This is a genomic window from Nocardia mexicana NBRC 108244 (assembly GCF_001613165.1).
Classification (GTDB): domain Bacteria; phylum Actinomycetota; class Actinomycetes; order Mycobacteriales; family Mycobacteriaceae; genus Nocardia; species Nocardia mexicana.
This window is the reverse complement of record NZ_BDBV01000045.1, coordinates 42,291-69,082: the sequence shown is the minus strand read 5'-3', so window position 1 is coordinate 69,082 and position 26,792 is coordinate 42,291. Positions and strand designations below refer to the sequence as shown.

Annotated in this window: 25 protein-coding genes; 11 read left to right on the top strand and 14 right to left on the bottom strand. The window is 69.8% G+C overall.

Annotation, left to right across the window (positions count from 1 at the left end; translation table 11 throughout):
* The first annotated feature begins 64 nt into the window (after positions 1-64).
* Positions 65-547, top strand: coding sequence for a hypothetical protein (locus tag NM1_RS18240; RefSeq protein WP_068021068.1), 483 nt, complete (start codon positions 65-67; stop codon positions 545-547).
* 106 nt (positions 548-653) lie between these two features.
* Here the strand turns inward: NM1_RS18240 and NM1_RS18235 are convergent, their stop codons facing one another.
* From NM1_RS18235 to NM1_RS18220, 4 genes are all read right to left on the bottom strand, one after another.
* Complete coding sequence (locus NM1_RS18235) at positions 654-1,868, bottom strand: RtcB family protein (RefSeq protein ID WP_068021066.1); 1,215 nt, start codon at positions 1,866-1,868, stop codon at positions 654-656.
* 189 nt (positions 1,869-2,057) lie between these two features.
* Positions 2,058-3,002 (bottom strand): LipP1 family hormone-sensitive lipase, encoded by a 945-nt coding sequence (gene lipP1, locus NM1_RS18230; protein WP_068021064.1) that lies wholly within the window; start codon positions 3,000-3,002, stop codon positions 2,058-2,060.
* Positions 3,003-3,031: 29 nt separating this feature from the next.
* The gene (locus NM1_RS18225; RefSeq protein ID WP_068021062.1) at positions 3,032-3,790 is read right to left on the bottom strand and encodes a glucose 1-dehydrogenase; all 759 of its coding nucleotides are present in this window, start codon (positions 3,788-3,790) and stop codon (positions 3,032-3,034) included.
* Between the two features lie 33 nt (positions 3,791-3,823).
* Positions 3,824-4,951, bottom strand: coding sequence for an LLM class flavin-dependent oxidoreductase (locus tag NM1_RS18220; RefSeq protein WP_068021060.1), 1,128 nt, complete (start codon positions 4,949-4,951; stop codon positions 3,824-3,826).
* Between the two features lie 175 nt (positions 4,952-5,126).
* Between NM1_RS18220 and kstD the strand changes: the two genes are divergently transcribed.
* The 4 genes from kstD (at position 5,127) to NM1_RS18200 (ending at position 9,776) form a co-directional block, all read left to right on the top strand.
* Complete coding sequence (gene kstD, locus NM1_RS18215) at positions 5,127-6,827, top strand: 3-oxosteroid 1-dehydrogenase (RefSeq protein ID WP_068021058.1); 1,701 nt, start codon at positions 5,127-5,129, stop codon at positions 6,825-6,827.
* Between the two features lie 2 nt (positions 6,828-6,829).
* Positions 6,830-7,561 (top strand): glucose 1-dehydrogenase, encoded by a 732-nt coding sequence (locus NM1_RS18210; RefSeq protein ID WP_068021056.1) that lies wholly within the window; start codon positions 6,830-6,832, stop codon positions 7,559-7,561.
* Positions 7,562-7,604: 43 nt separating this feature from the next.
* Positions 7,605-8,423, top strand: coding sequence for an SDR family NAD(P)-dependent oxidoreductase (locus NM1_RS18205; RefSeq protein WP_068021055.1), 819 nt, complete (start codon positions 7,605-7,607; stop codon positions 8,421-8,423).
* A 111-nt stretch (positions 8,424-8,534) separates the two neighbouring features.
* Positions 8,535-9,776: an MFS transporter gene (locus NM1_RS18200; RefSeq protein WP_211339336.1), complete on the top strand. Its 1,242-nt coding sequence runs from the start codon at positions 8,535-8,537 to the stop codon at positions 9,774-9,776.
* 57 nt (positions 9,777-9,833) lie between these two features.
* On the opposite strand, the gene NM1_RS18195 is transcribed toward NM1_RS18200, so the two are convergent.
* Together NM1_RS18195 and NM1_RS18190 are read right to left on the bottom strand one after the other, a co-directional pair.
* On the bottom strand, positions 9,834-10,817 hold the full coding sequence (locus NM1_RS18195; RefSeq protein ID WP_068021051.1) for an acyl-ACP desaturase: 984 nt from the start codon (positions 10,815-10,817) through the stop codon (positions 9,834-9,836).
* 223 nt (positions 10,818-11,040) lie between these two features.
* Positions 11,041-11,976, bottom strand: coding sequence for a GlxA family transcriptional regulator (locus NM1_RS18190; protein WP_068021227.1), 936 nt, complete (start codon positions 11,974-11,976; stop codon positions 11,041-11,043).
* 71 nt (positions 11,977-12,047) lie between these two features.
* Here NM1_RS18190 and NM1_RS18185 point away from each other — a divergent pair, with 71 nt between their 5' ends.
* Positions 12,048-12,383, top strand: coding sequence for a cupin domain-containing protein (locus tag NM1_RS18185; protein ID WP_068021049.1), 336 nt, complete (start codon positions 12,048-12,050; stop codon positions 12,381-12,383).
* 9 nt (positions 12,384-12,392) lie between these two features.
* On the opposite strand, the gene NM1_RS18180 is transcribed toward NM1_RS18185, so the two are convergent.
* Both NM1_RS18180 and NM1_RS18175 read right to left on the bottom strand, forming a co-directional pair.
* Entirely contained in the window at positions 12,393-14,066 is a 1,674-nt protein-coding gene (locus NM1_RS18180) for an AMP-binding protein (protein ID WP_068021225.1), read from the bottom strand.
* Positions 14,067-14,142: 76 nt separating this feature from the next.
* On the bottom strand, positions 14,143-14,457 hold the full coding sequence (locus NM1_RS18175; protein WP_068021047.1) for a hypothetical protein: 315 nt from the start codon (positions 14,455-14,457) through the stop codon (positions 14,143-14,145).
* 248 nt (positions 14,458-14,705) lie between these two features.
* On the opposite strand from NM1_RS18175, the gene NM1_RS18170 reads away from it, so the two are divergent.
* Together NM1_RS18170 and NM1_RS18165 are read left to right on the top strand one after the other, a co-directional pair.
* On the top strand, positions 14,706-16,847 hold the full coding sequence (locus tag NM1_RS18170) for a pyruvate, phosphate dikinase (protein ID WP_068021045.1): 2,142 nt from the start codon (positions 14,706-14,708) through the stop codon (positions 16,845-16,847).
* Complete coding sequence (locus NM1_RS18165) at positions 16,837-17,613, top strand: tyrosine-protein phosphatase (RefSeq protein WP_068021044.1); 777 nt, start codon at positions 16,837-16,839, stop codon at positions 17,611-17,613. Before NM1_RS18170 ends, NM1_RS18165 begins: the two co-directional genes overlap by 11 nt.
* Positions 17,614-17,971: 358 nt before the next feature.
* Here the strand turns inward: NM1_RS18165 and NM1_RS18160 are convergent, their stop codons facing one another.
* On the bottom strand, positions 17,972-18,160 hold the full coding sequence (locus tag NM1_RS18160) for a hypothetical protein (protein WP_068021042.1): 189 nt from the start codon (positions 18,158-18,160) through the stop codon (positions 17,972-17,974).
* A 99-nt stretch (positions 18,161-18,259) separates the two neighbouring features.
* Here NM1_RS18160 and NM1_RS18155 point away from each other — a divergent pair, with 99 nt between their 5' ends.
* Entirely contained in the window at positions 18,260-19,099 is an 840-nt protein-coding gene (locus NM1_RS18155; protein WP_068021039.1) for a family 43 glycosylhydrolase, read from the top strand.
* Positions 19,100-19,184: 85 nt separating this feature from the next.
* Positions 19,185-19,649 (top strand): thioredoxin family protein, encoded by a 465-nt coding sequence (locus NM1_RS18150; protein ID WP_068021036.1) that lies wholly within the window; start codon positions 19,185-19,187, stop codon positions 19,647-19,649.
* Between the two features lie 55 nt (positions 19,650-19,704).
* Here the strand turns inward: NM1_RS18150 and NM1_RS18145 are convergent, their stop codons facing one another.
* Positions 19,705-21,102, bottom strand: coding sequence for an MFS transporter (locus NM1_RS18145; protein WP_068021034.1), 1,398 nt, complete (start codon positions 21,100-21,102; stop codon positions 19,705-19,707).
* A gap of 71 nt (positions 21,103-21,173) precedes the next feature.
* Between NM1_RS18145 and NM1_RS18140 the strand changes: the two genes are divergently transcribed.
* Positions 21,174-22,166: a GlxA family transcriptional regulator gene (locus NM1_RS18140; RefSeq protein ID WP_068021032.1), complete on the top strand. Its 993-nt coding sequence runs from the start codon at positions 21,174-21,176 to the stop codon at positions 22,164-22,166.
* 82 nt (positions 22,167-22,248) lie between these two features.
* On the opposite strand, the gene NM1_RS18135 is transcribed toward NM1_RS18140, so the two are convergent.
* The 4 genes from NM1_RS18135 to NM1_RS18120 form a co-directional block, all read right to left on the bottom strand.
* On the bottom strand, positions 22,249-22,971 hold the full coding sequence (locus tag NM1_RS18135) for a nucleotidyltransferase domain-containing protein (RefSeq protein ID WP_068021223.1): 723 nt from the start codon (positions 22,969-22,971) through the stop codon (positions 22,249-22,251).
* A 184-nt stretch (positions 22,972-23,155) separates the two neighbouring features.
* Positions 23,156-24,556 carry a xylulokinase gene (xylB, locus tag NM1_RS18130; RefSeq protein WP_211339349.1) on the bottom strand — a complete coding sequence of 467 codons (1,401 nt, stop codon included), beginning with the start codon at positions 24,554-24,556 and terminating at the stop codon, positions 23,156-23,158.
* Positions 24,553-25,566, bottom strand: coding sequence for a zinc-dependent alcohol dehydrogenase family protein (locus NM1_RS18125; RefSeq protein ID WP_068021028.1), 1,014 nt, complete (start codon positions 25,564-25,566; stop codon positions 24,553-24,555). The genes xylB and NM1_RS18125 overlap by 4 nt, the downstream gene beginning before the upstream one ends.
* 40 nt (positions 25,567-25,606) lie before the next feature.
* Positions 25,607-26,638 carry a glycoside hydrolase family 172 protein gene (locus NM1_RS18120; RefSeq protein WP_068021221.1) on the bottom strand — a complete coding sequence of 344 codons (1,032 nt, stop codon included), beginning with the start codon at positions 26,636-26,638 and terminating at the stop codon, positions 25,607-25,609.
* Between the last annotated feature and the right edge of the window lie 154 nt (positions 26,639-26,792).

The window sequence follows — 26,792 nt, the reverse complement described above, 5'->3', positions numbered from 1 at the left end:
ACAATGGGCGGTGCAGAGACGACGACGTCTCGTGGCACCGCGGGTATGCAGGGAGGACGGGGCGATGCCGAACAAGTTCGAGTCACCTGCGGGCTGGGCTCCGCCGGGGGCGCAGTTCCAGAACCGCGGCGGGGCGGGTCGCACCTTGGCAGGTGTGCTGTTCGGGCTCGTATTGACGCCGATCGGTATCGCATTCGCCGCCAAGGGCGGTGCCGACATCCGCTACTGGGTGATCGTCGGCGCCGTCACCGACCGCTGGACGGCCGCCCTGGAGATCGTGGGCGGTTCGCTGTTGCTGATGCTGGTGGTCGTGCTCGCCGCCTACTCGCCGCTCGGCACCGCCGTCGCGGGCCTGGTGTGGGGCATTCTCCCCGGCGTGCTGCACATCCTGTACCCGGACGAGACCTTCGGCCTCATCGCCGATCTGCCGTGGGTGAACGACGCGCTGCTGGTCGCGTTGCACGCGTGGGTCACCTACGGGTTCGCGCTCATTTCGGGGTTCATGCTGCTGGGTGCGGGGCTGGTGGGGGTGGTGCGGCGAAAGTAGGCCGCCCGTCGTTCACGTGCGCCGTTCCGCCGGGCGGCCCCGTCGTCCCTGCTTTCGCCGGAACGACGGGGTGCCCGATGTCGACCGAGACTCGCCGCTGCGGGGCTCACCCCTTCACACACAGCACCTGCCGCAGTGTCGCGACGACCTCCACCAGGTCCTGCTGGGCCGCGATGACCTCGTCGATATCCTTGTAGGCGGCGGGGATCTCATCGATCACACCGGCGTCCTTGCGGGATTCGACGCCCTCGGTCTGCGCCACCAGGTCGGCCACCGTGAACTGCTTCTTGGCGGCATTGCGGCTCATCCGGCGCCCCGCCCCGTGCGAGGCGGACTGGAACGAGGCCGGATTTCCCTTGCCGCGCACCACATATGAGCGGGTGCCCATGGACCCGGGGATCAGCGCCAGGTCCCCGGCGCCGGCCCGGACCGCTCCCTTGCGGGTCACCAGCATCGGCACGCCGTCGATGACCTCCTCCGCCACGTAGTTGTGGTGGCACGAGATCGGCTGCTCGAAATGCACGGGTAGCGCGGCGAATTCGTCGCGTACCGCCTTGCACACCAAGGCCAGCATGACCGCCCGGTTGCGGGCCGCGTACTCCTGCGCCCAGGTCAGATCGCGTCGGTAGGCATCCATTTCCGATGTGCGGGAAAGGAATACGGCCAGATCGCGATCGACCAGGTTCCGGTTGTGCGGCAGTGCCCGGGCCACCTTCATGTGCCGCTCGGCCAGTTCCTTGCCGATATTGCGGCTACCGGAGTGCAGCAGGATCCACACGTGATCCTCGCTGTCCAGGCAGACTTCGACGAAGTGATTGCCCCCTCCCAGGGTGCCCATCTGCTTGTGCGCCTTGGACTCTCGCGACTGCACGCCGGAATCGAGATCGCCGAACGCACCCCAGAACCGTTCCCAGCCCGTCCGCAGCGAGGCCCGCGGACCGGCGAGCTCGGCCTGCAACCGCGTGACATCGACCGGACCCTCGTGCGCGGAGAACCCCACCGGCACCGCAGCCTCGATCCGCGACCGCAGCGAGTGCAGGCTGTCGGGCAGGTCGGCGGCGGTCAGCGAGGTGCGCACCGACTCCATGCCGCAGCCGATGTCGACACCCACCGCGGCGGGTGCGACCGCGTCGCGCATCGCGATGACCGAGCCGACCGTGGCACCCTTGCCGACGTGCACGTCCGGCATCACGCGGACGCCGTGCACCCATTCCATTCGCGCGAGGGCGCGCAGCTGTTGCAGCGCGGCCGGGTCGACCTCGTGCTCGTGGGCCCACATCAACGTCCGCGCCCGGGTGCCGGACAGCTCGACGGGAAACATGTCTCGATCCTCTCTTGTGACTCTCGTCAACCACGGTAGGGATCGGACATACGCGGCGCACCTGAATATCGGGCCCGCGCGAGCCCCCTGGTCGTTCTCATCATTCAAGAGCAGGCGTTCGGACCAACATGCTGTCGGTGCCGAACGGGCGCAACGATATTCGGGAATCGCAGCGGACCGTGTAGTCCGTCAGCGAGGATTCGCAGACAGGGCGGAACGCAGGGCCGCGAAGGCGGTTGTGTTGGCGCGCCGGGCGGCGGGGAGGTGGTCGGCCATGCTCATGAAGCCGTGGAACGTGTCGTCGTAGCGGTGGATGTCCGCCTCGACACCGGCCCGCCGCAGGAGCTGTCCGTAGGCCTCGCCCTCGTCTCGGAGCGGGTCGAACTCCGCGGTGACCATGTGGGCGGGTGGAAGTCCGGATACGTTGGCGCGCAACGGGTTCAGGTATGGGTTGTCGCGGTCGCCGTTCAGGTACTGGGTCCAGAACCAGCGTAGGTGCGCGGCGGTGGTGAAGTAGCCCTCGGCGTTGTCCCGATAGGAGTCGGTGTCACAGGCGGGGTCGAGCATCGCGTACATCAGCAGTTGGAAGGCGATGTCCGGGCCGCCCCGGTCGCGGGACATGAGTGCCGTGACGGTCGCGAGATTGCCGCCCGCGCTGTCACCGGCGACCGCGATGCGGGCCGGATCGCCGCCGAGGGATTCCGCGTGCTCGGCCGCCCAGCACAGCGCGGCGTAGGCGTCCTCGGCGGCGGCCGGGAACCGGTGCTCCGGCGCCTGCCGGTAGTCCACCGAAATCACCAGTGCGCCGGTCGCATTGGCCATCGACCGGCAGAACCGGTCGTGGCTGTCGAGGCTGCAGATGACGAAACCGCCACCGTGGCAGAACACCACGATCGGCAGGGGACCCACGGTGTCGAGCGGCCGGTACAGTCGCACCGGAACCGCCGGTGCGCCCGCCGGTCCGGGCACGGTCCGGTTGTCCACCGCCGCAACGAGAATCGGTTCCCTCGGCGGCGCCGGTCGGGCCGCCAGCAGGCGTCGAGCCTCGGCGGCATCGACCACCTCGGTGCCGAGCCGGGGAAACGCCGCCGCTGCGGCGTCCACGACGGCCCGGGTCTGCGGTGTCATGGGCATTGTGGCGCTCCTGCAAGTGTCTTCGGCTGCTACTGCCGCAGGTCCGGTGGGATGAACTTGCCCGCGGCCAGGCCGCCGTCGATGGCGATCTCGGCGCCGGTGATGTAGGCCGATGCGTCGGAGGCGAGGAAGGCGACCAGGTCGGCGACCTCGGCGGGTAGCCCCGTGCGCTGCAGCGGCAGTGTCGGGAAGCTGCCCGGCCCGGTGGTGAGGTAGGGGACCATCGGCGTCGCGATCGGTCCCGGATGGACGGAGTTGACCCGAATTCCCTTGGGGCCCAATTCGAGTGCGGCGGTCTTGGTAAGTCCGCGCAGCCCCCATTTTGATGCTCCGTAAGCGCTGTGGCCCATCAGCCCCTCGAGCCCGGCCTGGGAGGAGATATCGACGATCGAGCCGCCGCCGGAGTCGGCCATCGGCGCGCTCACCGCGCGGATGCCGCGGAACGCGCCCACCAGGTTCACCCGCAGGATTCGCTCGAACTCCTCGGGGGTGGTGTCGGTGAGTGGTTTCGCGGTGTAGACGGCGGCATTGTTGACCAGCACGTCCAACCGGCCGAACTCCGACAGCGCCACCGACACCGCCGCGTTCCAGTCGTCGTCGGCAGTTACGTCGTGGCGCACGAATCGCGCTGTCTCGCCGAGGGATTCGGCGAGCTCCTTGCCCTCGGGCTCGAGCACGTCGGTGAGCACCACCTGAGCGCCTCGTGCGACGAACAGCCGTGCCTCCGCGGCGCCCTGGCCGCGTGCGGCGCCGGTGATGATGGCGACCTTGCCGGTCAGGTCGGTCATTGGTAACTCCTCTGTCCAATCATGGTGTGGCGCTTACTTGTTGCGGAAGTGGGGGATGACCTTCTCGCCCCAGTGCCGGATGGTCTCCAGGCACGCTTCCTGCGGCACGGTGCCCATCTGGATCAGGCACAGGATCTCGTCGGCCCCGGCGGCCCGCAGCCGCTCGACGTAGGCGATGGCGTTCTCCGGGCTGCCGTAGGCGTGCTCGGCATTGAAGATCGCGGTGGCGCCGGATTTCACCGGGATCTTGGCTTCGTGCAGGTAGGCGACGTGCTCATCGGCGGCCGCCCGGATCGCGGCCAGTTCGTCGACCGCCGGATCCACCGCCTCGTCCGGCATCGGGCCCGCGCCGTAGTAGTGCTTGATGGCCTGCGCGAAGAAGCGCTGCCCGCGCGCGCCGATCTGCTGCGCCCGGTCTCGATCGTCGAGCACGATCGTCGGGCACAGCGCCGCGAAATGATCGTTGACGACGGTGGAGACGAAACGCGCGCCGGTGCGTGCGGCGATCGCCTCGTCGTAGATCCGACGCAGCTCCGCGATCTCCTCCACACCGGCGAAACCCAATACCAGCGCGCCGATTCCGTAGTCGGCGGCCAGCTTCAGGGTGTCCTTCTTGGTGCACGCCATATAGAGCGGCGGGTGCGGCAGCTGCACCGGGCGTGGCAGCAGCGCGTGCGGATCGATATCCAAAAGCTCGCCGTGGTAGGAGAATTCGCCGTCCGGGTCCTGCCAGGCCGTGCCGATCAGCCGCAGCGCCTCCTCGACCTCGCGGTAGGTGCGGTCGGGATCCACTCCGCACATGGAGGTTTCGACCGGTGTGGCGCCGCGGCCCGCGCCCAGCTCGAGGCGGCCACCGGAGAGCACGTCGAGCATGGCGGCCCGCTCGGCCGCGCGCACCGGATGATTGAAGTTGAACGGCATGCACACCACGCCGTGCCCGATGCGGATCCGTTCGGTGCGGGCCGCGACCCAGGTCAGGAAGATCTCCGGGGCGCTCATGTGCGCGTACCACTTCAACCCGTGGTGCTCGACCGCCCAGACGGTGTCGAACCCCATCCGGTCGGCGAGCACCGCCTGCTCGACACAGTCGTGCAGCACCTGACGTTCGTGCGCGGCCGTCGGGTCGGTCATCTGAGCCTCGAAGATCATCGAGAACTTCATCCGCGCCTCCTTGTTCCTGTTCGAAATAGTCCGTCCCGGATTCGTGGAGGTCAGCCGGAAGTCCCGCTGGTCGGGACCGCTCGATGTCGCGGCCGCCGGGCGGCCATAGCGTCGAGACGGGTGCCGCTCCGGGCCCGGCGGCCGCGGTCGCGCCCACAGACGCGAAGAAGGACGGATGACACAGGAATTCGAGTTCGATGTGGTGGTGGTCGGCTCCGGCGCGGCGGGGATGACCGCCGCGCTGACCGCCGCCTACCGCGGGTTGTCGGTGACGTTGATCGAGAAGAGCCGCAGCTTCGGCGGATCCACGGCGCGGTCGGGCGGCGGCATCTGGATCCCGAACAACCCGGTGCTGCGGGCGGCGGGCGTTCCCGACAGTCCGGAGTTGGCCCGCACGTACTTGAAAGCCGTTGTGGGTGATCGTGTTCCGGAGGTGAAGCAGCGCGCGTTCCTGGATCAGGGGCCGGAGATGATGCGCTGTCTAGGTGCGCGTAGCCGGTATTGGGATTTCGTCTACGACCGCGGCTACTCCGACTACCACCCGGAGTTTCCGGGCGGGCTGGCGCAGGGCCGCAGCATCGAACCGGCGCCGATCGACGGGCGGCTGCTCGGCGGGGATCTGCACAAGATCAATCAGCCGACCATGGCCGGTCCGAAGGGAATCGCCTTCACCGTCAGCGATTTCCACGATCTGAACATGATCGCCCGCACCTGGGCGGGTAAGCGCACCGCGGTCAAGGTCGGCCTGCAGGCGGTGGCGAACAAGCTGCGCGGGCGGCTGCCGCTGAGCCTGGGCAAGGCGCTGGCGGCGCGGCTGTGGCTGTCGCTGCGCGACGCCGGGGTGCCGGTCTGGCTGAGTACCCCGCTCACCGAACTGATCGTCGAGGGCGACGCCGTGGTCGGGGTGCGCGCGGAACATCAAGGTGCCCCGGTGATCATCCGCGCCCGCCGCGGTGTCGTGCTGGGGGCGGGCGGCTTCGAGCACAACCTCGACATGCGCAGGCAGTATCTGTCCGGTCCGCAGTCCACGGAGTGGACCGTCGGCGCCACCGAGAATGTCGGCGAGGGCATCGTCGCGGGCCAGAAGGCCGGTGGCGCAGTCGATCTCATGGACGACGCCTGGTGGGGTCCGTCGGTGCGCAATCCGGACGGACCGCCGTTCTTCTGCCTGGCCGAGCGGGCGCAGCCGGGCGGCATCATGGTCAATCACGCCGGTGAGCGGTTCGTCAACGAATCGGCGCCGTATGTGAACGTGGTGCACCGCATGTACGAGCAGCACGCCGCCGGTGTCGGCCACATCCCAGCGTACTTCCTCATGGACCAGCGCTTCCGCGACCGGTACCTGTTCCTGGGCAACTTCCCCCGGCAGCCGATCCCGAAGAAATACCTCGACGCCGGAATCATCAAACAGGCCGATACGCTGGCCGGATTGGCCGAGCGGCTCGGGATTCCGGCGGCGGCGCTGGCCACCACCGTGGAGCGGTTCAACGGCTTCGCCCGCGGCGGGCGCGACGAGGACTACGGCCGCGGCGACTCCGCTTACGACCGCTACTACGGGGATCCGACCGTGCGCCCGAACCCGTGCCTGGCGCCGCTCGAGCGCGGCCCGTTCTACGCGGTCGAGATGGTGCCCGGCGACCTGGGTACCAAGGGCGGCCTGGTCACCGACGAATACGCGCGGGTGCTCGACGACAACGGTCGGCCGATCGCGGGATTGTATGCGGCAGGCAACAATTCGGCCGCCGTCATGGGTAACGACTACGCCGGTGCGGGCGCCACCATCGGCCCGGCCATGACCTTCGGCTACATCGCCGCCGATCATCTCGCCCGCGGCGCGACACCGGCTCCGGCGAAGCACGACGAGAGTGAGGACTGACGATGGGCAGGGTCGACGGCAGGACGGTCATCGTGACCGGCGGGGCGCGGGGGATGGGGGCGGCGTTCGCCAGGCGGCTCGTCGCGGAGGGCGCGTCGGTGGTGCTGACCGACGTGCTCGTCGACGAGGGTAAAGCCGTTGCGGCGGAACTGGGTTCGTCGGCGGTGTTCCTGCCGCACGACGTCACCGACGAGGCCGCCTGGATCGATGTCGTGGCGCATGCGGAGTCGGTGTTCGGTCCGGTGTCGGGGCTGGTGAACAACGCCGGAATCGTGCACGTCGACCCGATCGAGACCCTGTCCGAGTCGGACTATCGCCGGGTGATCGACGTCAACCAGCTCGGCGTGTTCCTCGGCATGAAATCCGTTGTGCCGTCGATGCGCCGGGCCGGAGGCGGCTCGATCGTCAACATCTCCTCGATCGGCGGCATCATCTCCTTCACCAACATCCTCGGCTATGTGGCGTCGAAATGGGCCGTGCGGGGCATGACCAAGGCCGCCGCACAGGAGTTCGGCCCCTTGGGTATTCGGGTCAATTCGGTGCATCCGGGCGTGGTGGCCACCGAGATGACCGCGGATTCGACCCGCTCGAACTCGATGTTCCACGACCAGCCGCTGCCACGCGCCGGAACCCCGGAGGAGCTGGCGAATCTGGTGCTGTTCCTCGTTTCCGACGAGTCCGGCTACAGCACGGGCTCCGAATTCGTCGCCGACGGCGGCTTCACCACCCACTGAGTTCCGCGCTCTCGGGAGCCGGAGTAGGACAAGGACATTCGCGGTGCAGACATTTCAGGACAAGACCGCCGTGATCACCGGCGCGGGCGCGGGAATCGGCCGGGCGCTGGCGCTGGAGCTGGCACGGCGCGGCGCCCGGCTGGCGCTGTCGGGCCGCAACCTCGACAACGTCGCCGAGACCGCGGCGCTGTGTGAGAAGGAGGGCGCCCGGGCCCGCGCCTACCGGCTCGACGTCACCGACCGCGCGGCGGTGTACCGGCACGCCGAGGAGGTGGTCGCCGACTTCGACCGGGTCAACCTGGTGGTGAACAACGCGGGTGTCTCGCTGACGGCGAATGTCGAGGAGCTCAGCTGGGAGGATTTCGAGTGGATCGTCGGCATCAACTTCTGGGGTGTGATGCACGGGACCAAGGCGTTCCTCCCGCACGTGATCGCCTCCGGTGACGGGCATATCGCGAACGTGTCCAGCATGTTCGGGCTCGCCGCCTGCCCGAGCCAAAGTGCGTACAGTGCAACGAAATTCGCTATGCGCGGCTTCACCGATGCGCTGCGCCAGGAGATGAAGATCGCGGGACACCGCGTCGGCGTCAGCTCCGTGCATCCCGGGATGATCAAGACCGGCATCGCGTGGAAGGCGCGCGCGGGCGGCGACCGTGACCGCGACGCGCTGGCGGCCAACTTCGACCGGCTGGCGAAGACCACGCCGGAGCGGGCGGCCGAGGCCATCCTGGCCGGGATCCGCAAGAACAAGGCCAAGATCCTCGTCGGCGCGGATGCGCGGGCGATGGACTGGCTGCCGAGGATCTTCGGGTCCGGGTATCAGGTGCTGCTCACCGCGCAGATGAAGAAGGAAGTGTCCTAGGGACGGCGGTCCACGATTGACGACCGAAACCCGCCGGATCCACTCGGATGCCGCCGGTGTACTGGATGTCGGCGCCACGCAGACGAATCCAGGACAACCGGAAGGGACATTGTGTCCGTCACTATCGAAAGCTCACGGCACCAACGGCTTTCGCCGCCGCGCTGGGCGGGTGTGTGGTGCCTGTCGTTCGGCATCTTCGTCATCGTCACCAGCGAGATCCTGCCGGTCGGACTGCTGAATCCGATCGTCGCCGACTACGCCGTATCCTCGGGTGTCGGCGGGCTGCTGCTGACCCTGCCGGGGCTGACCGCGCTGGTGAGCGCCCCGCTGGCGACCGTCGCCACCAGGCGCCTGGATCGCCGCCGCATGCTGGTGGTATTCCTGCTGATCCTGGCGCTCGCCAACCTGCTCTGCCTCGCCGCGCCCGCGTTCTGGCTGGTGCTGGTGGGGCGGGCGCTGGTCGGGCTGGTGATCGGCGGGTACTGGTCGATCGGCGCCGGGTTGTCGCCGCGGCTGGTGCCGCCCGGCGCCGTGACGGCGGCGACCGCGATCTTCTTCGCGGCAGTGCCCGTCGGATCGGTGCTGGGCGTGCCGCTGGGCACGCAGCTGGGCCAGGCGTTCGGGTGGCGCCTGCCGTTCGCGGTGCTGTGCGGTCTGTCGGTCGCGGGGGCGATCGCGTTGCGGTGCACGCTGCCGCGGCTGCCCGCGCTTCAAGTGACCAGTGCCGCAGTGCTTCTGGGGCTGTTGCGGAAGCCGGGGACCGGGGTGCGGACGGGGCTGGTCGTGACCGCGCTCGTTGTCGTCGCGCACTTCGCGGCCTACACCTACCTCGCGCCGTTCCTCCGCGATACCACCGGAGTGGACGACGGTACCGTCGGCGGGTTCCTGCTCGTCTACGGTGTGGCGGGCGTGGCCGGGACGCTGGCGACGAGCCGCACGCTGGCGCGCAGCCTGCGCGGGACACTGGCCGCGAGCGCTGGATTGATCGCGGTGGGTACGGTGCTGCTGCCGGTGCTCGGCCGCTGGCCGGCCGGTGCGCTCGTGCTGCTGATCGTGTGGGGGCTGGCCTACGGCACCGTTCCGGCCTGTTCGCAGACCTGGTTCGCCCGCTCGGCGCCGCACGCCCCGGAGGCGGCATCCGTGCTGTTCACAGCCTCGTTTCAGGCGACCCTGGCGATGGGGGCGCTGGTGGGCGGTCGGGTCGTCGATGCCTCGTCGACGGCGACCGTGATGGTGTGCGCGGGCCTGCTGGCGATGGTGACCGTCCTTGTCGTGGGGGCGATCCGGAGCCCCGGTTCGACCGCGACCAGCGTGCTCGATGACGACCGTCCGGCGGGTTCGCTCCGAACCTAGCGCTCCGGTCGTGACTCGGCCCCGGTCGCCGTTGCTCGGGCGACCGGGCCGCTGGATTCAGGACGACGCGGACTTTGCCGCCTTGCGGGCGGCGATGCGGTCTCTCTGCTCCTCGAATCGGGCCGTGTCCTTCTCGTACTTGGCGAGGAAGGCGGCAAGCTCCTCACGGGTTTGCTCGCCCTCGGCTGTGAAGTCGTTGCGCTCGAAGACCTTCCAGATGCGCAGGACCGGCATAACGACCTCCTCCAGATGCTGGCGCATGTCGTAGATGCCGTGCTTGGCCATCAGGGATCCGTGGCGGCGGAAGTTCGGGTTGCCCGCGCCGGGCATCTGGAAGTTGGTGAGCATCAGTGTGATTGCGTCCAGGGCCTGGTCGGGCGCCAGGTCCAGGGCGGCGCCGCACATGTTGCGGTAGAAGATCATGTGCAGGTTCTCGTCCGCCGCGATGCGTTGCAGCATCTTGTCGGCGATCGGATCGTTGCAGACCTTGCCGGTGTTGCGGTGGCTGAGCCTGGTGGCGAGCTCCTGGAAGGTCACGTACGCCATGGCGTGCAGGAAGCCGGCGTTGTGGAGCCGGTCCGGATCGACATCGGCCTCCTGCACCGCCGCCAGCGGATCGAAACCGGTTGTCATGGAAAGCATTCGGGCCTGCTCGAGTTCCACCGGGTCGACGCCGCGGGTGACGACGAGGTAGTCGCGCATCACGATGCCGTGCCGGTTCTCCTCGGCGGTCCAGCGGCCGACCCAGGTCCCCCAGGCGCCGTCCTCGGAGAAGTTCTCGGAGATGACCCGGTGGTACGACGGCAGATTGTCCTCGGTGAGCAGGTTGGTGATCATCGCCGCCTTGGCGACCTCGGACAGCCGCGATTGCTCCGGGTCCCAGTCGGTCCCGCCCATCGCGGCGAAATTGCGGCCGTCGTTCCAGGGCACGTAGTCGTGCGGGTGCCAGGCCTTCGCCAGCGACAGGTGGCGGTTCAGGTTCTGCTCCGCGATCGGTTCGAGTTCGATGAGCATTTCGAGCTGGGTCAGCGGTCTCCCCACGGCGGCACTCCCTCTCGGACGGTATGGCACGTATGCCGTTACGGGCGTCGACGAAACATCCGGCACTGAGGCCACGGTACCGCCGGGTGGGCCATGCCACCGGATATTCCCGGGGGTGCCCGGCCTTCGATTATTTCTCCGGAACACGTACGCGGATCGGAAATTTGGCTGAAACCGGGCACGCGGCGAAGGCGCCGGGGCAGTGTCGGGCGGGACGGTTTCGTTATGCGGTCCGGAAGGCCCGCCGGTACGCGCCCGGGGTCGTGCCGACCTGGGCGCGGAAGCGGCGCCGCAGATTGACCGCCGAGGCGAGGCCGACCCGGGTGGCGATCGCGTCGACCGGCAGGTCCGTCTGTTCCAGGAGCGTGCGGGCCTCGGCGACGCGGCGCGATAGCAGCCAGGCGCCCGGACTGGTGCCGAGCTGATCGGCGAAGCGCCGGGCGAGGGTGCGGGACGAGACGTTGAGGTGCGCGGCCAGGTCGTCCACCGACAGCGGTGTTCCCAGGCGTGCCCCGGCCCAGTCGAGGAGTCCGCCCAGCGCGTCCGAGGGCGGTACGGGCGTGGCGTATTGGACCTGGCCGCCCTCGCGGTGCGGCGGCAGCACCATGTGCCGCGCGAGGAGCGCGGCATGGGCGGCGCCGTGGTCCTCCCGGACGAGGTGCAGGCACAGGTCGATCCCCGCGCCCGCGCCGGCGCTCGTGGCGACGTCGCCGTGGTCCACGTAGAGCCGGTCCGGCTCCACGCGCACTCGGGGGAACTCGCGCTGCAGCTGTGCGGCTCGGGCCCAGTGTGTGGTGGCGGAGCGGCCGTCCAGTAGCCCCGTGCGGGCCAGCGCGAACACGCCGGAGCAGATGGTGACCAGGCGCGCCCCGCGGGCGTGCGCCCGCACCAGCGCGCGGTGCACGCGGGGCGGCAGCGGTGTCTCCGCCGGGGTCCAGCCGGGGATCAGTACGGTGTCGGCGGAGGCGAGCGCCGACAGGCCCTTCGGCACCGAGATCGAGTACCCCGCCGATGTCGGTACCAAGCCGGGCGTCTCGGTGCATACCTCGAATTCGTAGTGCTGCGGCACCCCGGCCCGCTCGGTGCCGAAGACCTCGACGGCACAGCCGAGTTCGAACGTCGACTGCACCGGCCGCACCAGGGCGACTACACGATGCATGGCAGAAAAGTACCCCATGACGTCTTTCCTGACACTGTTCGGGTGTCGTGGCGTGCGGCACTGTGACAGCTATGCAATCCGAGATTCTCGACCAGGAGGGCTACACCTCCGTCGCCGTCACCGACGCCCCTGTCCGCGAGATCTTCCCGGGGATTCGGGTCCGTCCGCTGTGGCAGGGCGCCTCCGGAGCGCACGCCAATGTGCTGGAGATGGACCCGGGCACGTCGTGGCCGGACCGCGACGTCCACGAGCCCGGTCCCGAGGAGGTCTACGTGGTCGCGGGCACCTTCAACGACGGCGCCCGCGACTACCCGCCGGGGACGTTCCTGCACGCTCCGGCCGGGTCCTGGCACGTGCCCGCGACCACGACCGGCTGCACACTGTTCGTCTTCTACCCGGAGGGCTAGGGGCGGCCGTCAGCAATCGGCCGGACGCTCGGAATCCGCCAGCAGGGAACGTAATTCGTTCTTGCGGACCTTTCCTCCGGTATTGCGGGGGAGGGCGTCGACGAAGCGGACCCCGCGCGGGACCTTGTATCCGGCCAATCGGGTGCGAGCCCAATCGAGAATCGCGGACGCGTCGACGCGGGCGGGATCGGCGGGCACGAGGAACGCGACACCTACCTCACCGAGCCGGGGATCGGGGACTCCGACCACGGCGGCATCGCGAATATCGGGATGCCGCAGCAGGATTCGCTCGATCTCGGCCGGGTAGGCGTTGAACCCGCCGACGATGAACATGTCCTTCAGGCGGTCGGTGATGCTCAGGTAGCCGTCGCCGTCCAGGACGCCGATATCGCCGGTGTGCAACCAGCCCGCGGCGTCGATCGCGTCCGCGGTGGCGTCGGGATCGTCGAGGTAGCCGTGCATCACGTTGGGGCCGCGGACGACGATCTCGCCCGGTGTGCCCGGCGGCATCGGCTCGCCGTCCGGTCCCACTATGCGAATCTCCGAGTCCGGCAGCCGTTTTCCCACCGTGGTGGCGACCAGCTCGGCGGGTGCGTCCGGCGGGCAGACAGCCACCACGCCGACCGATTCCGTGAGGCCGTACGCCGTGAACACCTGCGGGATTCCCAGGTCGCGGCGCATGCGCTCGACCAGTGAGACCGGGATCGCGGCCCCGCCCGTCCCGGCCAGCCGCACCGTCGGCCATCGCTGCCCGGACTCGAGCAGATCACCGAAAAGCGTTGGCGGGCCCGCCAGGACGGTAATTCGCTCGCGCTCGATCGTGTGCCCGAACCGACGGGGATCGAAGCGGTCTACGGGCACCATCGTCGCCGCGCGCAGCAGGCAGGCGATGATTCCGGCCTTGTAGCCGAAGGTGTGTGAGAACGGGTTGACCAGCAGATACCGGTCGCCATGGCGCAGGGTGACCACCGTCGCCCACCGGTGGAACACGGCGAGGGTCTGCTGGTGGGTGGCCAGCACGCCCTTCGGCGCCCCGGTGGTGCCGGAGGTGAACAGGATGTCGCTGATCGCCTCGGGTGCCACGGACGAAGCGCGACCCTCGGCATCGTCCAGCGCTGTGCCACAACCATTCTCGATGAACTCCGACCACGAGACCAAGAAGGTGCCTCTGGGCACCGCTGGTGATCGGCCGCCATCGACCGGTGTCGGCGAGTCGCCGGTGCTGTCGGAGAAAAGCACGCAAGTCTCGAGATCGCGTAATTCACAACCAGTTTCGTCAAGCATCCGCAGATAGTCGATGCCCAGAAATCCGCGCACCGTGAACAACGCCCGGCACCTGGTCCGCGCCAGGATCTCGGCCGCCTCCGGCCCGCGTAGCCGGGTACCGACCGGCACCAGCACGGCCCCCGCGCCCAGCAACCCGAGCGCCGTCACGATCCACCGCGCGCTGTTGGGCGCCCAGATCGCCGCTCGATCGCCGGGGCGTAGGCCGACGGCCATGGCCGCGCGGGTGACATCGATTGCCGCCCGGTGCAATTCGGCGTAGGTCATCCGGCCGTCCGGCCCGGAAATGGCCACCGCCGACGAATATCGCCGCGCCCGGTCCGCGAGTAGTCCCGGAATCGTCCGCGCGTCGGCCGGTGGCCCATCACCGCCGGTCGATACCGCTTCCGGCCGGTCCATGAACCCCATGCTGCCGCACGCCGGGCCGGGCACCGCGCCATTCACACGGCGAGTCCCGGCCAGCGGGATCCGGGACTCAGCCGGGCAGCCACGCTCCGAACGGTGTCGGTGGCAGTGCGCGGACCACCACCATCAGCGGCCCGCACCAGAACTGGTCCGAGCTGCACACGAAGTCGCCGTACTTGTCGTAGTTCCAGCTGACGCCGCGATAGGACCAGGTCAGGCCGTCTTCCGAGTGGCTGAACGGACATTGGTTCGGCTCCCGGCCCTTACAGGGCCCCTCCACGCCCCACGGCCCGACCGGATACGCGGCAGCGGGTCCGGCGAATGCCACGCTCGCCAGTCCGGCGGCACAGAGGCCCAGCAGAATTCGGTTGATCGTTCGCCGCATGGTCGTCGCTCCTCTGCGGTCGTGTCTCCCGACCCGGCCCGAGCATAGCCGCGCGGGGCGCCGGTGGGCCGTCGATCGGGTGGATTTCGCCGACCGGTAGGGGGTCCGCCCATCCTGCTGAGCGGGACCTTCGGTACTGGCCGCGGGCGATCGCGCGGCACTCTCGTCCTACGACCGGCGTCGCGGGCGCCTGACAGCCGAAGGATGCGCTGGGCGAACCCATGATTCCACGACGACGAAGGAGTGATATGACCGCAGGAGCGGAGCTTGCCCACCGACGCGACAGCGCGGCCGGGACCGTCGTCGGGCTCGACGGCACGTGTGCGCTGCCGCGCGAGCACATCGGCGGCAAGGCCTGGAGCATCAATCACATGCGCGGCCTCGGGCTGCCCGTGCCGCCCGCATTCGTGCTGACCACGGACGCGTGGGCCGAATTCACCGAGCGCGGGGAGATCGCGGATGCGCTCTGGCGCGCGATCGGCAACGGCATCGCGGAGCTCGAGCACGGCACCGGGCGCACCTTCGGCTCGGTGCGCAAACCGCTGCTGGTCTCGGTGCGTTCGGGGGCGGCGGTCAGCATGCCGGGCATGATGGATACCGTCCTGAACCTCGGCATCAATACCGATGTCGCGCAGGCGCTGGCGGTGGAGACTCGAAATCCCGCCTACGCCGACGACACCCACGAGCGGTTCCTGGCGCAGTATCGCGAGACCGTACTCGGCGACCCGAACGGCGCGGTACCGCACGATCCTTGGCAGCAACTGCGTGCGGCGATCATTGCGGTGTTCCGGTCGTGGGATTCCCAGCGGGCCCGGACCTATCGGGCCAATCGCGATATCCCGGACACCCTCGGCACCGCGGTCACGGTGCAGGCCATGGTGTTCGGAAATCTGGACGACCGCTCGGGCACCGGGGTCCTGTTCAGCCGCAACCCCAATACCGGCGACGGCCCGGCCTACGGCGAATGGCTGGTCGGCGGGCAGGGTGAGGACGTGGTGTCGGGCCGCGTCACGCCGCGGCCGCTGGCCGAACTCGGCGATAGCCAGCCCGAGGCGCACCGGCGGCTGCTCGCGGCGGCCGATCTGCTGGAACGCGACGGCCGCGATATCCAGGACATCGAGTTCACCGTGCAATCGGGCACGCTGTGGCTGCTGCAATCGCGTCCGGCGAAGCGGTCGCCGCGCGCGGCGCTGCGGGCCGCGGTCGCGATGGCCGGAGAGGGGCTGCTCGAACCGCGGCAGGCCCTGGCCCGCATCACCGCGGACCAGGTTCGCGCGGTGCTGCGCCCGTCCTCGGTCGACCACGACGGCCCGGCCCTGGCGCGCGGCGAATCCGCCTGTCCCGGACTGGCTTCCGGAATCGTGATGACCGATCCGGCGGAGGCGGAGGCCCGCGCGCAGGCGGGCGAGGACGTGATCCTGGCCCGGCCCACCACCAGCCCCGACGACCTGCACGGGATGATCGCCGCGCGCGCCGTCGTCACCGAACTCGGGGGCGCGACCTCGCATGCGGCGCTGGTGAGCCGTGAGCTCGGGCGTCCGTGCGTGGTCGGCTGCGGCGCCGGAGTGGTTGCGGCCCTGGTGGGCCGGACGGTCACCGTCGACGGCGGTGCCGGTGTGGTGTGGGCGGGGGAGGTCGCGGGGAAGGCCGTCGACCCCGCGACCCTCGGCGATGTGCGGCAGCTGGCGCGGTGGGCGGGCGTCGATCCGGAGCGGCTGGCCGACCGGCTCGACGGTACGGATGCCGAAACCACTGTGGTGCAGCGGCAATCGCGCGAGGTCAGCGAGCTGGACCTGCTGAGGTTGATCGGCGTGAAGGGTCGCGTGCGCGAGGAGACCGCCGCCGCCAGCCTGGGTTGCGCCGCGGCCGAACTGGAGATCCGCTGTGCGGATCTGGTGGATCGCGGACTGTGCGCGAGCACGCCCGCCGGTGTGCGGCTCACGCCCGAGGGGCGCGGCGAGCTGGAACGGCAACTGGCACAGGAGCGTTCGGGCGTCGACCGCGCCGCCGTCGCCGCGGCCTACGAGGACTTCTGTGTGGTGAACGCGGAGTTGAAGGAGATCGTCACCGCCTGGCAGATGAAGGACCCGGACACGGTCAACGACCACGGCGACACCGAATACGATGCGGCCGTGCTGGACCGGCTCACCGACCTGCACCGGCGGGTGCGCCCGCTGACCCGGCGGTTCGCCGCCCTCGCGCCGCGCCTCGACCGCTACGGGGAGCGGCTGGAGGTCGCCGTCGAACGCATCGCCGCCGGAGACCACGCGTGGGTGGCGCGTCCGGTGCTGGACAGCTATCACACGGTGTGGTTCGAACTGCACGAGGACCTGATCGGGCTGTGCGGCCTGAGCCGGGCCGAGGAGGCGGCGGCCGGTCGTGCGCACTGACACCGGGCGCCCCGCGGCGGCGCGGCGATGGGTGGACTTCGAGGGCATCGACAATGTCCGGGACCTGGGTGGACTGCCCGTAACCGGCGGTGGCGCCACGCGTTTCGGCGTCGCCTACCGGTCCAGCACGCTGCAGCACGCCAGCGAATCCGATCTGGCCGCGCTGCTGGGGCCGATCGGGCTGCGCACCCTCATCGACCTGCGGCTGCCCGACGAGGTGGAACGCGAGGGCTACGGACCGCTGGCCGCTGCGCCGGTGCGGGTCGCGAACCTGCCGGTGCGCAAGTCGCCGCAATCGTCCTTGGCCGCACGCGATCTGGTGCCCGACAAGTCACGGGTGGACCTGGTGGAGCTGTACGGACAGCTGCTGGCGGGCAGCGCGGGCGAACTCGTGGCGGCGGCGCGGCTGATGGCCGACTCCGACCGCCACGCCGTGGTCTTCCACTGCGCCGCGGGCAAGGACCGCACGGGTGTGCTGGCCGCGGTACTCCTGGATGCCGTGGGTGTGCCCGCCGAAACCATCGCCGCCGATTACGAACTCACCAACGAACGCATGCAGCGGGTGCGGGACCGGCTCGACGCCCTCCCCTCGTACCACGGCCTCCCATCGGCGGGCACCGGCATCCTCGCCGTCGACGCCGACACCATGATGCGCTTCCTGCACAACCTGCACGCCGACCACGGAGGAGCAGCGGAATGGTTGCGCGCCCAAGGACTTTCGTCCACAGACCTTGCGCAGCTGCGTGCCGTGCTCACCACCAGCTGACCCACCACAGTCCCGTACCCCGGCGTGCAGCCTCGCACCCGGCGTGCAGCCTCGCACCCGGCGTGCAGCCTCGCACCCGGCGTGCAGCCTCGCACCCGGCGTGCAGCCTCGCACCCGGCGTGCAGCCTCGCACCCGGCGTGCAACCTCATACCCAGCGTGCAGCTTCATACCCGGGCATGCAGCCTCGTTCCCTTGGCGTGCGCAGCCCCGCACCCCTAGCGTGCGCACCCTCGTATTTCCGGCGTGCTCTTGGCCGGAATCCACCCCGCGCTGTCGATGGATCCCGGCCGAAAGCATGCCGGGAATACCGATGCTCGTTGTGGTGGCGAGCCCTTGGACCACGTCGGCGGTAGGTTCTTACGAGTAGTCGCGGAAGGTCATCAAGAACCCCGCCGCGGCGAGGACGAACAGCGCCACATAGATAACGACGCGCAGCGGCAGTGATGGGATGTTCTGCACCCACAGCCCGCTGATCATGGCCGTCAGCATCATGAGCACTCCGTAGAACGGCGTGCGCTTCGGATGTTTTCCCAGGCGGCGTCCCATGTCGACGGCGTACCCCGATTCGCGGGGATATCCTCGCAACCTCGGATATCCCGGCGTGTCGGAGTGTGCCGGGCGGCCGGGGGCGGCACGGTTGACGGTATGCAAGTGAGTGCGGGCCGGTTCCATCACATCTACGACCCGAGCGTGGGGGAGGCGCAACCCTGGTATATCAACGACCACACGCTGATTCGTGACGAGTCCGGCCGCTGGCATCTGTTCGGCATCACCCATGCCGAACCGGCCGATCCCTGGGACGAGAACGAATTCGCCCACGCCACGGCCGATCTGCTGCACGGCCCGTGGACGAAGCAGCCGCCCGCGCTGACCGCCGACCCCGAGTACGGCGAGACCCACCTGTGGGCCCCGTACGTCCTGCGCGCCGAGGACCGGTACTACATGTTCTACGACGGCGGGGGATCCGACCGCACCGCCACCGCCATGAACCTGGCCACCTCCACCGATCTGACGACCTGGACCCGGCACCCGGACGGTCCGCTGTTCCACGACGGCTACGACGCGCGGGACCCGATGGTGCTGTGGCTGGAGGACCGGTGGGTCATGTACTACTGCGCGACCAGCGACCCGGAGGGCGGTCACCACGTGGTCGCCTACCGCACCAGCACGGACCTGGTGAGCTGGAGCGACCGCGCCATCGCCTACACCGATCCCCGCACGGGTACCGGCGCCGGTCCGACCGAATCGCCTTTCGTCTTGCGGCACAACGGTTCCTGGTACCTGTTCATCGGCCCGCGCCCCCGCTACACCGGGACCGACGTCTTCCGCGGCGACGATCCGCTGCACTTCTCGGTCGCCGACCAGTCCGGCCATATCCGGGCGCACGCCGCCGAGGTCGTGGACGACGGGGAGCGGCTGTGGGTCACCCACGCGGGCTGGGACCAGGGTGGCGTACACCTCGCACCGCTGCGCTTTCGCGAGTAATGCGCAGGGCAGATGACTCGGCGCGGGTCTGCATGGAAGAATCCGGGCACATGTCGGCGAATCCGAGCGTCACCGGGAGGACCGCATGCCAACGCACGCGTTGACGCAGCAGAACTTCGACCAGGCCGTGGCCCGCAGTCCCATCGTGCTGGTGGACTTCTGGGCGGATTGGTGCGGCTGGTGTACCCGGTTCGCGCCGATCTACGAGGAGTCGTCGAACCAGCATCCGGAGATCCTGCACGGCACGGTCGACACCGAGGCGCAGCAGGCGCTCGCGGCGGCCGCGCAGATCACCAGCCTGCCCACGCTGCTGGGCTTCCGGGAGGGCCTGCTGGTCTACACGAAACTCGGCTTCCAGACCGCCGCGGAACTGGAAGACGCCGTGCAGACCATCCAGTGGATGGATATGGACGCCGTGCGCCGCGAACACGCCGCACAGAACCCCGGATCGGTGAACGCCCCCGGCTCGGAGCAGCCCGCGCCCGCGCGTCATGCGGGCCTCGCCGGTGGTCCGATTCGCTATGGCTGGCCGGGGTTGAAGGTGCGCTGACGGGCCGCGCCGGTGCGGTACGCGCATGCGCGGCGGGATCCGATCGCAATTGCGGTCAGGAACTGCGCTTTTCGGTCCGGAAAGCGAGCCCGGCAACCGCTGCCAGAGTGCCGGTAACCGCGGTATAGGCCCACCCCGCGCGGTAGTCGCCCAGGCCCGGCACGGTGGTGTGGGCGAGAATGGCCGTCAGCACCGCCACCCCGAGCGCGGAACTGGTCTGGCGCGCCATCATGAGCGTGCCCGAACCCAGTGACAGCTGATCGGCGGGCAGGAGCGCCGAGGCGCCGAACAGCGGCGGTTGCAGCAGGGTCGTGCTGACACCCGCGAGGAGGGCGCCGGGCAGGAACGCCACGGCGTATCCGGCCGAGCCGCCCGCCAGCAGCGCCCACCACACCGCGCCGAGGGCCAGGGCGGCGCCGCCGAGCGCGGCGGAGGCCCGGGCGCCGATCCGGGCGACGAGCCGCCCCGAAAAGGGCGACGCCAGCAGGCAGCTGATCGGGATCGGGGCGATGCCGAGGCTGGCCCGCAGCTCCGAATAGTGCCACTGCTGGGTGAGAAACAGCGTGCCCTCCAGGATCAGCGCCGCGAAACCCAGGTAGTAGCAGAAGATTCCGAGCGTTGCGACACGGAACATCTTGTGCCGCAGCACGACCGGGCTCACCACCGGATCCGGATGACGGCGCACGTGCCACGCGAACAGTACGCCGAGCCCGATCGCGGCCAGCAGCGCCCCCACGGTGCCGGCCGAGGTGTACCCCCAGTCCGCGGCCTGCACGAATGCGGTCGTGAGGGCCGCGGTGGCGGCGAGAATCAGGGCCGCGCCGGCCAGGTCCAGGCGCCGACCGGCCCGCTGGCGGATCTCCGGCAGCACCCGCAGGCCGAGGACGAACGCCACCACCGTGAACGGCACATTGAGGAAGAAGATCCAGCGCCAGCTCGCCTGCAGCAGGAGCCCGCCGATCACCGGGCCGCTGCCGCCGCCCGCCGCGGCGATCGCCGTCCAGATGCCCATGACGGTCGGATGCTCCTTCTTGTCGAAGACCGGGAGCACCAGTCCCAGGCCGGTCGGCACCAGCAGTGCCGCGGCCGCCGCCTGCACCACGCGCGCGGCGATCAGGACGCCCAGGCTCGGTGCCGCGCCGCAGGCGATCGACGACAGCCCGAAAAGCGCTATGCCGAACAGGAATCCGCGCTTGCGGCTGGTGTCGTCGGCGAGTCGCCCGGCGGGCACGAGCAGGGCCGCCATCACGATCGTGTAGGCGTTGAGCACCCAGGACACCGCGCTGGGGGAGGCCGTGCCGAACGAGGTCTGCAGCGTCGGGAAGGCCACCGTGAGCGCGAAGAGGTCGAGGATGGCGAGGAATTGGGCGATGCCCGCGACGGCCAGCACCCGCCGGCGCTGCGACGCGGTGACCGGGAGGGACTGCGGTGGCCGGAGCGCGGTACTGGTCATGACTGTCACTATCTGGCCGCGACATCGGGGCCGCGAGTGGCAGGTTTGCCAATATGCGCTAGATTTCCGACATGACCGACAGCAGTCCGGGAACTGTCGCCGTCGCCGTGGCGCCGGGGCAGCCGGTGTTCGAGGTGGCCATTCCCTACCAGGTGTTCTCCGAGCCCCCGTACGGTGTGGAGCCCGCGCGCTGGTACGACCTGCGGCTGTGCGGTCCGCGGGGGACCCGGCACGCGATGCTGCGCGACCCGTTCGTCACGCGGACCGACTACGACTACGACGACCTGATCGCCGCCGACACCGTCATCGTGCCCGCCACTCCCGATGTCCGTCTCGATCCGCCGCCCGATCTGGTCGATGCGGTGCGGGCCGCCTACGAGGCCGGAGCGCGGGTGGCGGCGCTGTGTTCGGGCGCCTTCGTGCTCGCCGCCGCCGGGTTACTGGATGGGCGGCGGGCGACCACGCACTGGAAACATGTGCGTGCCCTGCTGGATCGCTATCCCCACCTCGACGTGGATCCCGCCGTGCTCTACATCGATGACGGGCGCATCCTCACCAGCGCGGGCACGATGGCAGGAATGGACCTGTGCCTGCATCTGATTCGGAAGGACCTGGGGTCGCAGACCGCCAATGCCGCCGCCCGCGGCATGGTGGTGCCGCCGCATCGCGCGGGTGGGCAGGCGCAGTATCTGCGGTCCCCGGTTCCGGTCGACGCCACCGATCCCGGGCTCGCCGCCACCCTGCAGTGGGCGCTGGAACGCCTCGAGAAGCCTTTGACGATAGGCGATCTCGCGAAACAGGCGGGCATGAGCGAACGCACTCTGGCCCGTCGCTTCCACGCCGAACTGGGCGTCACACCGCTGCGCTGGCTGCACTCCCAGCGCATCCTGCGGGCCCGGGAACTACTGGAGGCCACCGATTTCCCGGTCGAGCTGGTCGCCGACCGCTGCGGCCTGGGCAGCGCCGCCAACCTCCGCATTCACTTCGGCCGAGAGGTAGGTATCGCGCCCAGCGAGTACCGCCGCACATATCGGGCGGGGCGCCACGAGGTGGTGACCGGATGAAAGGCTGCGAAGAGGTGTAGCTCCGGATACGAGATGTCGTGGCGGCGCCGGCCTTTTCGCGATCTCGAGCGCAGTCGAGGCGTCAGGCCGGGCCCGACAGCCGGTATCCGTCGAACAGTCTGCCGCCGAACAGGTTCAGCACCTCGGTGACGGTGGCGATCATTGGTGCCGTGGAACCGCCCGCGACGGCACGCACCGAATCGGCCAGTGTCCCGGCGTAATCGGTGCCGCGGTCATGGTCGAAGGCGGCCAGTTCCCGGTGCAGTCGCTTGCCGTCCGCGCTCCATCGGCCGTGGCCCGTCAGCAGGAGGTCGGCCACGCGTGGCCACAGGGTGGCCGCGATCAGTAACCGCTCATTCGCGTCCACGGCGCCGATCAGGTCGTCGAGCAGGTCGGTGATCGTGTAGCGGGCGGTGCGTAATTCCTCCTCCGCCAATGGTTTCGGACCGTCGGCGAGCTGCCGCAGGCATTGTTCGCGCAGCCGCGTGCCGCTGCCGTCGCGGTCGACCAGGACCACCGACTGGCCGATCAGGCGCAGCGAGCTGGGTCGGCGTCGTCGGCATTCGGCGGCCCTGAAGTGCTCGAACGAGGCCTCGGTCTGCACGAACAACTCAACGGGCCGCCCGCCGTGATGCAACGACTCCCGATACGGCGCCGGTGCCCCCGCGAGCAGCACGGTGATATCCAGATCCGATGTCGTCGTGGCAGTTCCGGTCGCGGTACTTCCACCCAGCCACGCCGCGCGGGCCTCGGGGAATCTCTCGCGCACCAGCCGCTCGGCCGCCGCCACTTCGTCCGTGCTCATCGGGTACATAAACCTAGTACCGCAACGACCCACACGGGGAGGGTGGCGTCTCCAGGTGCGGCCCACCGGCCTGTGCGGTCATAAATCGCCGCCATTCGGCATTCTCTGCCGCGCGTGCCCGAATCATGTCCGCTGAGGCCGGTCCGGGTCGGCGGCACCGATGTCGGCTGCATCCAAGGCGCGGCTAGTGCCGGTGAATGAGTTGTTGTACGTGGTGGTATCGGGTGCGGATCTCTTGGCCGGTGCCGTTTGGTGGTGCGCGGAATCCTCGGGCGGGTGGTGGTGACCACACCGGAGGTTCGGGGGTGCCCGCGAGGGCCCAGGCGGCCTGGCGGGCGGCGCCGAGGGCGACGTATTCCTGGGGCTCGGGGACCTCGACGGTGACCTCGAAGATCTGGGCGGCGATCTCGGCGACGAGGCGGTTGGCGGCGGCGCCGCCGATGAGCAGGACGCGCCGGGATTCGACGCCGTCGGCGCGCAGGCGATCGAGCGACTCGGCGAGGTTGCACAGCATTCCCTCGATACCGGCGCGAGCCAGGTGGTGCGGGGCCATGTTGTCGAGGGTCAAGCCGTGCAGCGAGCCAGTGGCCTCGGGCAGGTTCGGGGTGCGCTCACCCGCCAGATAGGGCAGCAGGGTCAGGCCCCCGGCGCCCGGAACGGACTGCCGGGCAAGCGATTCCAGATCGGAGAGCCCGGCTCCCGCGAGCGCCGCGGTGCGATCGAGCACCCGGGCGGCGTTCAGCGTGCACACCAGCGGAAGGAAAGCCCCGGTGGCATCGGCGAATCCGTTGATCGCACCGCTGGCGTCGGCGCTCGGCCGCGGATTGCGGGTGAAGACCGTGCCGCTGGTGCCGAGCGACACCACCACATCGCCGTCGCCGATGCCCAAACCCAGTGCGGCGGCGGCATTGTCGCCGGTACCGGCCGCCACCAGCAGCCCGTCCGGGGTCTGCCCGGCCGCCTCGGACGGCGCCAGCACCCGCGGCAGTTCCGGAAGTCGATCCCGGAAGGCCAGGGCGACAAGGTCTTTGCGGTACTCCCCGGTGGCGGGCGACCAGTACCCGGTGCCGGAGGCGTCGCCGCGGTCGGTCGTCGGCTCGACGTCGGGGGTGCCCCCGCGCAGCCGCCAGGTCAGATAGTCGTGCGGCAGCAGCACCCGCGAAACGCGATCCGCGTGCTCGGGTTCGTGATCGGCCAGCCAGCGGAGTTTCGCGACCGTGTGCGCGGCCAGCGGCACGACGCCCACGGCCTCGGCCCACGCCTGCGGCCCGCCGAACTCGGCGACCAGGTCACCGGCGGCCGCCGCCGATCGGGTGTCGTTCCACAGCAGCGCTTTTCGCACCGGCACACCCTCGGAGTCCAGCGCGACCAGCCCGTGCTGCTGGCCCGCCACCGCGATGGCGGAGACCCCGTCGAGCAGCCCGTCGGTGACCGACCGCAGCGCGCGCCACCACGCCTCGGCGGGCACCTCGGTTCCGTCGGGATGCGGAATCCGACAGTGCCGCAGGACCTTTCCGCTGTCGGCGGCGCAGATGACGACCTTGCACGACTGGGTGGAGCTGTCGATCCCGGCTACCAGCATCAGGCACGCTCCCGCGACGACGGCCGGATCTGGATCTTGCGGCCCGCCCCGGATCGGAACGTCTCCAGCGCCTCGGCGAACTCGGTGAGCGGGAAGTGGTGGGTGATCATGGTGTCGGCGTCGATCACGCCCTCGCCCAGCAGGTCGACGGCCCGGCCGAAGCTGTGCAGCACCGCCATCGACCCGACGATGGTGATCTCGTCGTTGTAGATGCGGAACGGCGAGATCGCGGCCCGGGCGTCACCGGGAGCCACCCCGAACTGCTGGAAGGTGCCACCGCGCCGGACCCGCGCCAGCCCGTCCTCGATCGCGGGTACCGCACCCGTGCAGTCGATCACGATCTCCCAGCCCTGCGGGCGATCGAGTTCGTCGGCGTCCGCGACGGCCGCGTCGGCGCCCAGCGTCCGCGCCACCTCCAACCGCGCGGCGTTGATGTCGACCATCGACACCGATGCCGCCCCGGCGGCGAGGGCCAGCTGCAGCATCAGCAGCCCCATGGTGCCCGCGCCGTAGATCAGATAGTGCGAACCCAGTTGCCGCGGCAGCACATCGAAGCCGTGCACCGCACACGACAGCGGCTCGACCAGCGCCCCGTGCACGGCCGACACGTGGCCGGGCAGGCGATGGCAGTTGGCGGCGGGCACCTTCACGTAGTCGGCCATCGCGCCGTCGACGGTATCGCCGATGGCGCCCCAGTTCTCGCACAGATTGCCCCGGCCGATCGAGCAGAAGTGACAGTGCCCGCAGAACAGCGAGGGATCGACCGCGACCATATCCCCGACCCGTACGCCGTCGGTCCCTTCGCCGCCGAGCGCCACGACCTCACCGGCGAATTCGTGGCCCGGCACGATCGGATACGGCGTCGGCGGGAACTCCCCGGCGACGATATGCATATCGGTTCCGCAGATCCCGACCGCGCCGACCTGCACCACCACCTCTCCCGGGCCCGGCGCCGGGTCGGGCATCGTCGTCACCGAGAACTGCCCGGGCTTGTCGATCACCAACGCACGCATTGCTCCACCTTGCCTCGACCGGACCCGCGGATGTCCGGTTTCACGACGATTGGCGACGGCCCGTGACCGATCGATGCTGGTACCACAGCGCGGTGGTGGCGATATCGGCCTGCTCGAGCGGCAGGTAGCGGCCGTCGTCGCGCCAGCCCAGCGCCTGCACGGTGACGCGCAGGCTGCGGTCGAAGCAGATCGGGTCGCGGACGTGCCAGCGGTAGATGCCGAATTTCTGGTGCGGCTCGTAGATCTGGTCGGCGGGCAGGGCCTGGACGAATCCGAGATACGGGGTGGAGTAGGTGCGGTAGCTGCCGCCGAGGTCGAAATTCCAGGCGCCGCCCACGTAGTCCTCGGTGCCGGTGCCGCAGATGGTCGGGAATTCGGTGTCGCCGTCGAGGTAGAACTTCACCTCACCCTCGCCCCACCAGCCGGGCGCGTTCGGCACGATCGCCAGGTAGGTGCCGACGTAGCGGCCCGGCCCCGGCACATCGCCCAGGATGGTGTGAATCGCGGGGCTGCCCAGCGGGTTTCGGTGCTCCCAGCGGGCGTGCAGATAGCCCGCGGTGCGCGGCACCTCCTGCTCCAGATAGGTCAGCTGGTAGTACACCGGCACCTGCCGGTCGCTGCCGTTGTGCAGCGTGACGCGGGCGCGGGCGCGAAACGGCATGGGCCAGAAGCTGTTCAGCCCGCCCGCGGGCGCGACCACCACCATCTCCGAATTCACCAGGGCCAGTTCCTCCCAGGCGTTGCAGAAGAACGCGCCCAGCGGGACCTCGATGGCGGGCTCGGTGTCGGCGTCCCAGTACATGCGCAGCGTCAGCTGCTGTAGGACGCTGCGATCGGTGGTGAGCCAGAAATGCCGGAGGATGCCGGGCCCGGCCACATCGGCGAGTGTGGCCGTGGCCCCCGCCGGTAGGTCGATCGACGGGGAGACCTTCCATCCGATGCCCAGGTCACGGGCCGCATGGGCACCGGTGCCGGTGGTCGCGCGGCCACCCGCACCCGGTGCCCCGGTGGGGTTCTCCGGGCTGATGGAGCGGGTACGCGCCTGATCGAGCCGCCATATCTCGTGCACCATCGCGATTTTGACATGCCACCCGGCCCGCGCGGTCACGATTCGCCGAGGCGGGCGATTATCGCCGCCCGGGCGGTCCCGATGAACAACCCCGCACTCCCGCTGACCGGGACTCGGGCCCGTCCGGCGCGTACCCGGTGGCGATGGTGTGTGAACG

Excerpts from the sequence above, each read along its gene's own strand:
- NM1_RS18240 (WP_068021068.1), top strand. The coding sequence starts at position 65 with ATGCCGAACAAGTTCGAGTCACCTGCGGGCTGGGCTCCGCCGGGGGCG.
- NM1_RS18235 (WP_068021066.1), bottom strand. The coding sequence starts at position 1,868 with ATGTTTCCCGTCGAGCTGTCCGGCACCCGGGCGCGGACGTTGATGTGG.
- lipP1 (WP_068021064.1), bottom strand. The coding sequence starts at position 3,002 with ATGCCCATGACACCGCAGACCCGGGCCGTCGTGGACGCCGCAGCGGCG.
- NM1_RS18225 (WP_068021062.1), bottom strand. The coding sequence starts at position 3,790 with ATGACCGACCTGACCGGCAAGGTCGCCATCATCACCGGCGCCGCACGC.
- NM1_RS18220 (WP_068021060.1), bottom strand. The coding sequence starts at position 4,951 with ATGAAGTTCTCGATGATCTTCGAGGCTCAGATGACCGACCCGACGGCC.
- kstD (WP_068021058.1), top strand. The coding sequence starts at position 5,127 with ATGACACAGGAATTCGAGTTCGATGTGGTGGTGGTCGGCTCCGGCGCG.
- NM1_RS18210 (WP_068021056.1), top strand. The coding sequence starts at position 6,830 with ATGGGCAGGGTCGACGGCAGGACGGTCATCGTGACCGGCGGGGCGCGG.
- NM1_RS18190 (WP_068021227.1), bottom strand. The coding sequence starts at position 11,976 with ATGCATCGTGTAGTCGCCCTGGTGCGGCCGGTGCAGTCGACGTTCGAA.
- NM1_RS18185 (WP_068021049.1), top strand. The coding sequence starts at position 12,048 with ATGCAATCCGAGATTCTCGACCAGGAGGGCTACACCTCCGTCGCCGTC.
- NM1_RS18180 (WP_068021225.1), bottom strand. The coding sequence starts at position 14,066 with ATGGACCGGCCGGAAGCGGTATCGACCGGCGGTGATGGGCCACCGGCC.
- NM1_RS18175 (WP_068021047.1), bottom strand. The coding sequence starts at position 14,457 with ATGCGGCGAACGATCAACCGAATTCTGCTGGGCCTCTGTGCCGCCGGA.
- NM1_RS18170 (WP_068021045.1), top strand. The coding sequence starts at position 14,706 with ATGACCGCAGGAGCGGAGCTTGCCCACCGACGCGACAGCGCGGCCGGG.
- NM1_RS18160 (WP_068021042.1), bottom strand. The coding sequence starts at position 18,160 with ATGGGACGCCGCCTGGGAAAACATCCGAAGCGCACGCCGTTCTACGGA.
- NM1_RS18155 (WP_068021039.1), top strand. The coding sequence starts at position 18,260 with ATGCAAGTGAGTGCGGGCCGGTTCCATCACATCTACGACCCGAGCGTG.
- NM1_RS18150 (WP_068021036.1), top strand. The coding sequence starts at position 19,185 with ATGCCAACGCACGCGTTGACGCAGCAGAACTTCGACCAGGCCGTGGCC.
- NM1_RS18145 (WP_068021034.1), bottom strand. The coding sequence starts at position 21,102 with ATGACCAGTACCGCGCTCCGGCCACCGCAGTCCCTCCCGGTCACCGCG.
- NM1_RS18140 (WP_068021032.1), top strand. The coding sequence starts at position 21,174 with ATGACCGACAGCAGTCCGGGAACTGTCGCCGTCGCCGTGGCGCCGGGG.
- NM1_RS18135 (WP_068021223.1), bottom strand. The coding sequence starts at position 22,971 with ATGAGCACGGACGAAGTGGCGGCGGCCGAGCGGCTGGTGCGCGAGAGA.
- NM1_RS18125 (WP_068021028.1), bottom strand. The coding sequence starts at position 25,566 with ATGCGTGCGTTGGTGATCGACAAGCCCGGGCAGTTCTCGGTGACGACG.
- NM1_RS18120 (WP_068021221.1), bottom strand. The coding sequence starts at position 26,638 with ATGGTGCACGAGATATGGCGGCTCGATCAGGCGCGTACCCGCTCCATC.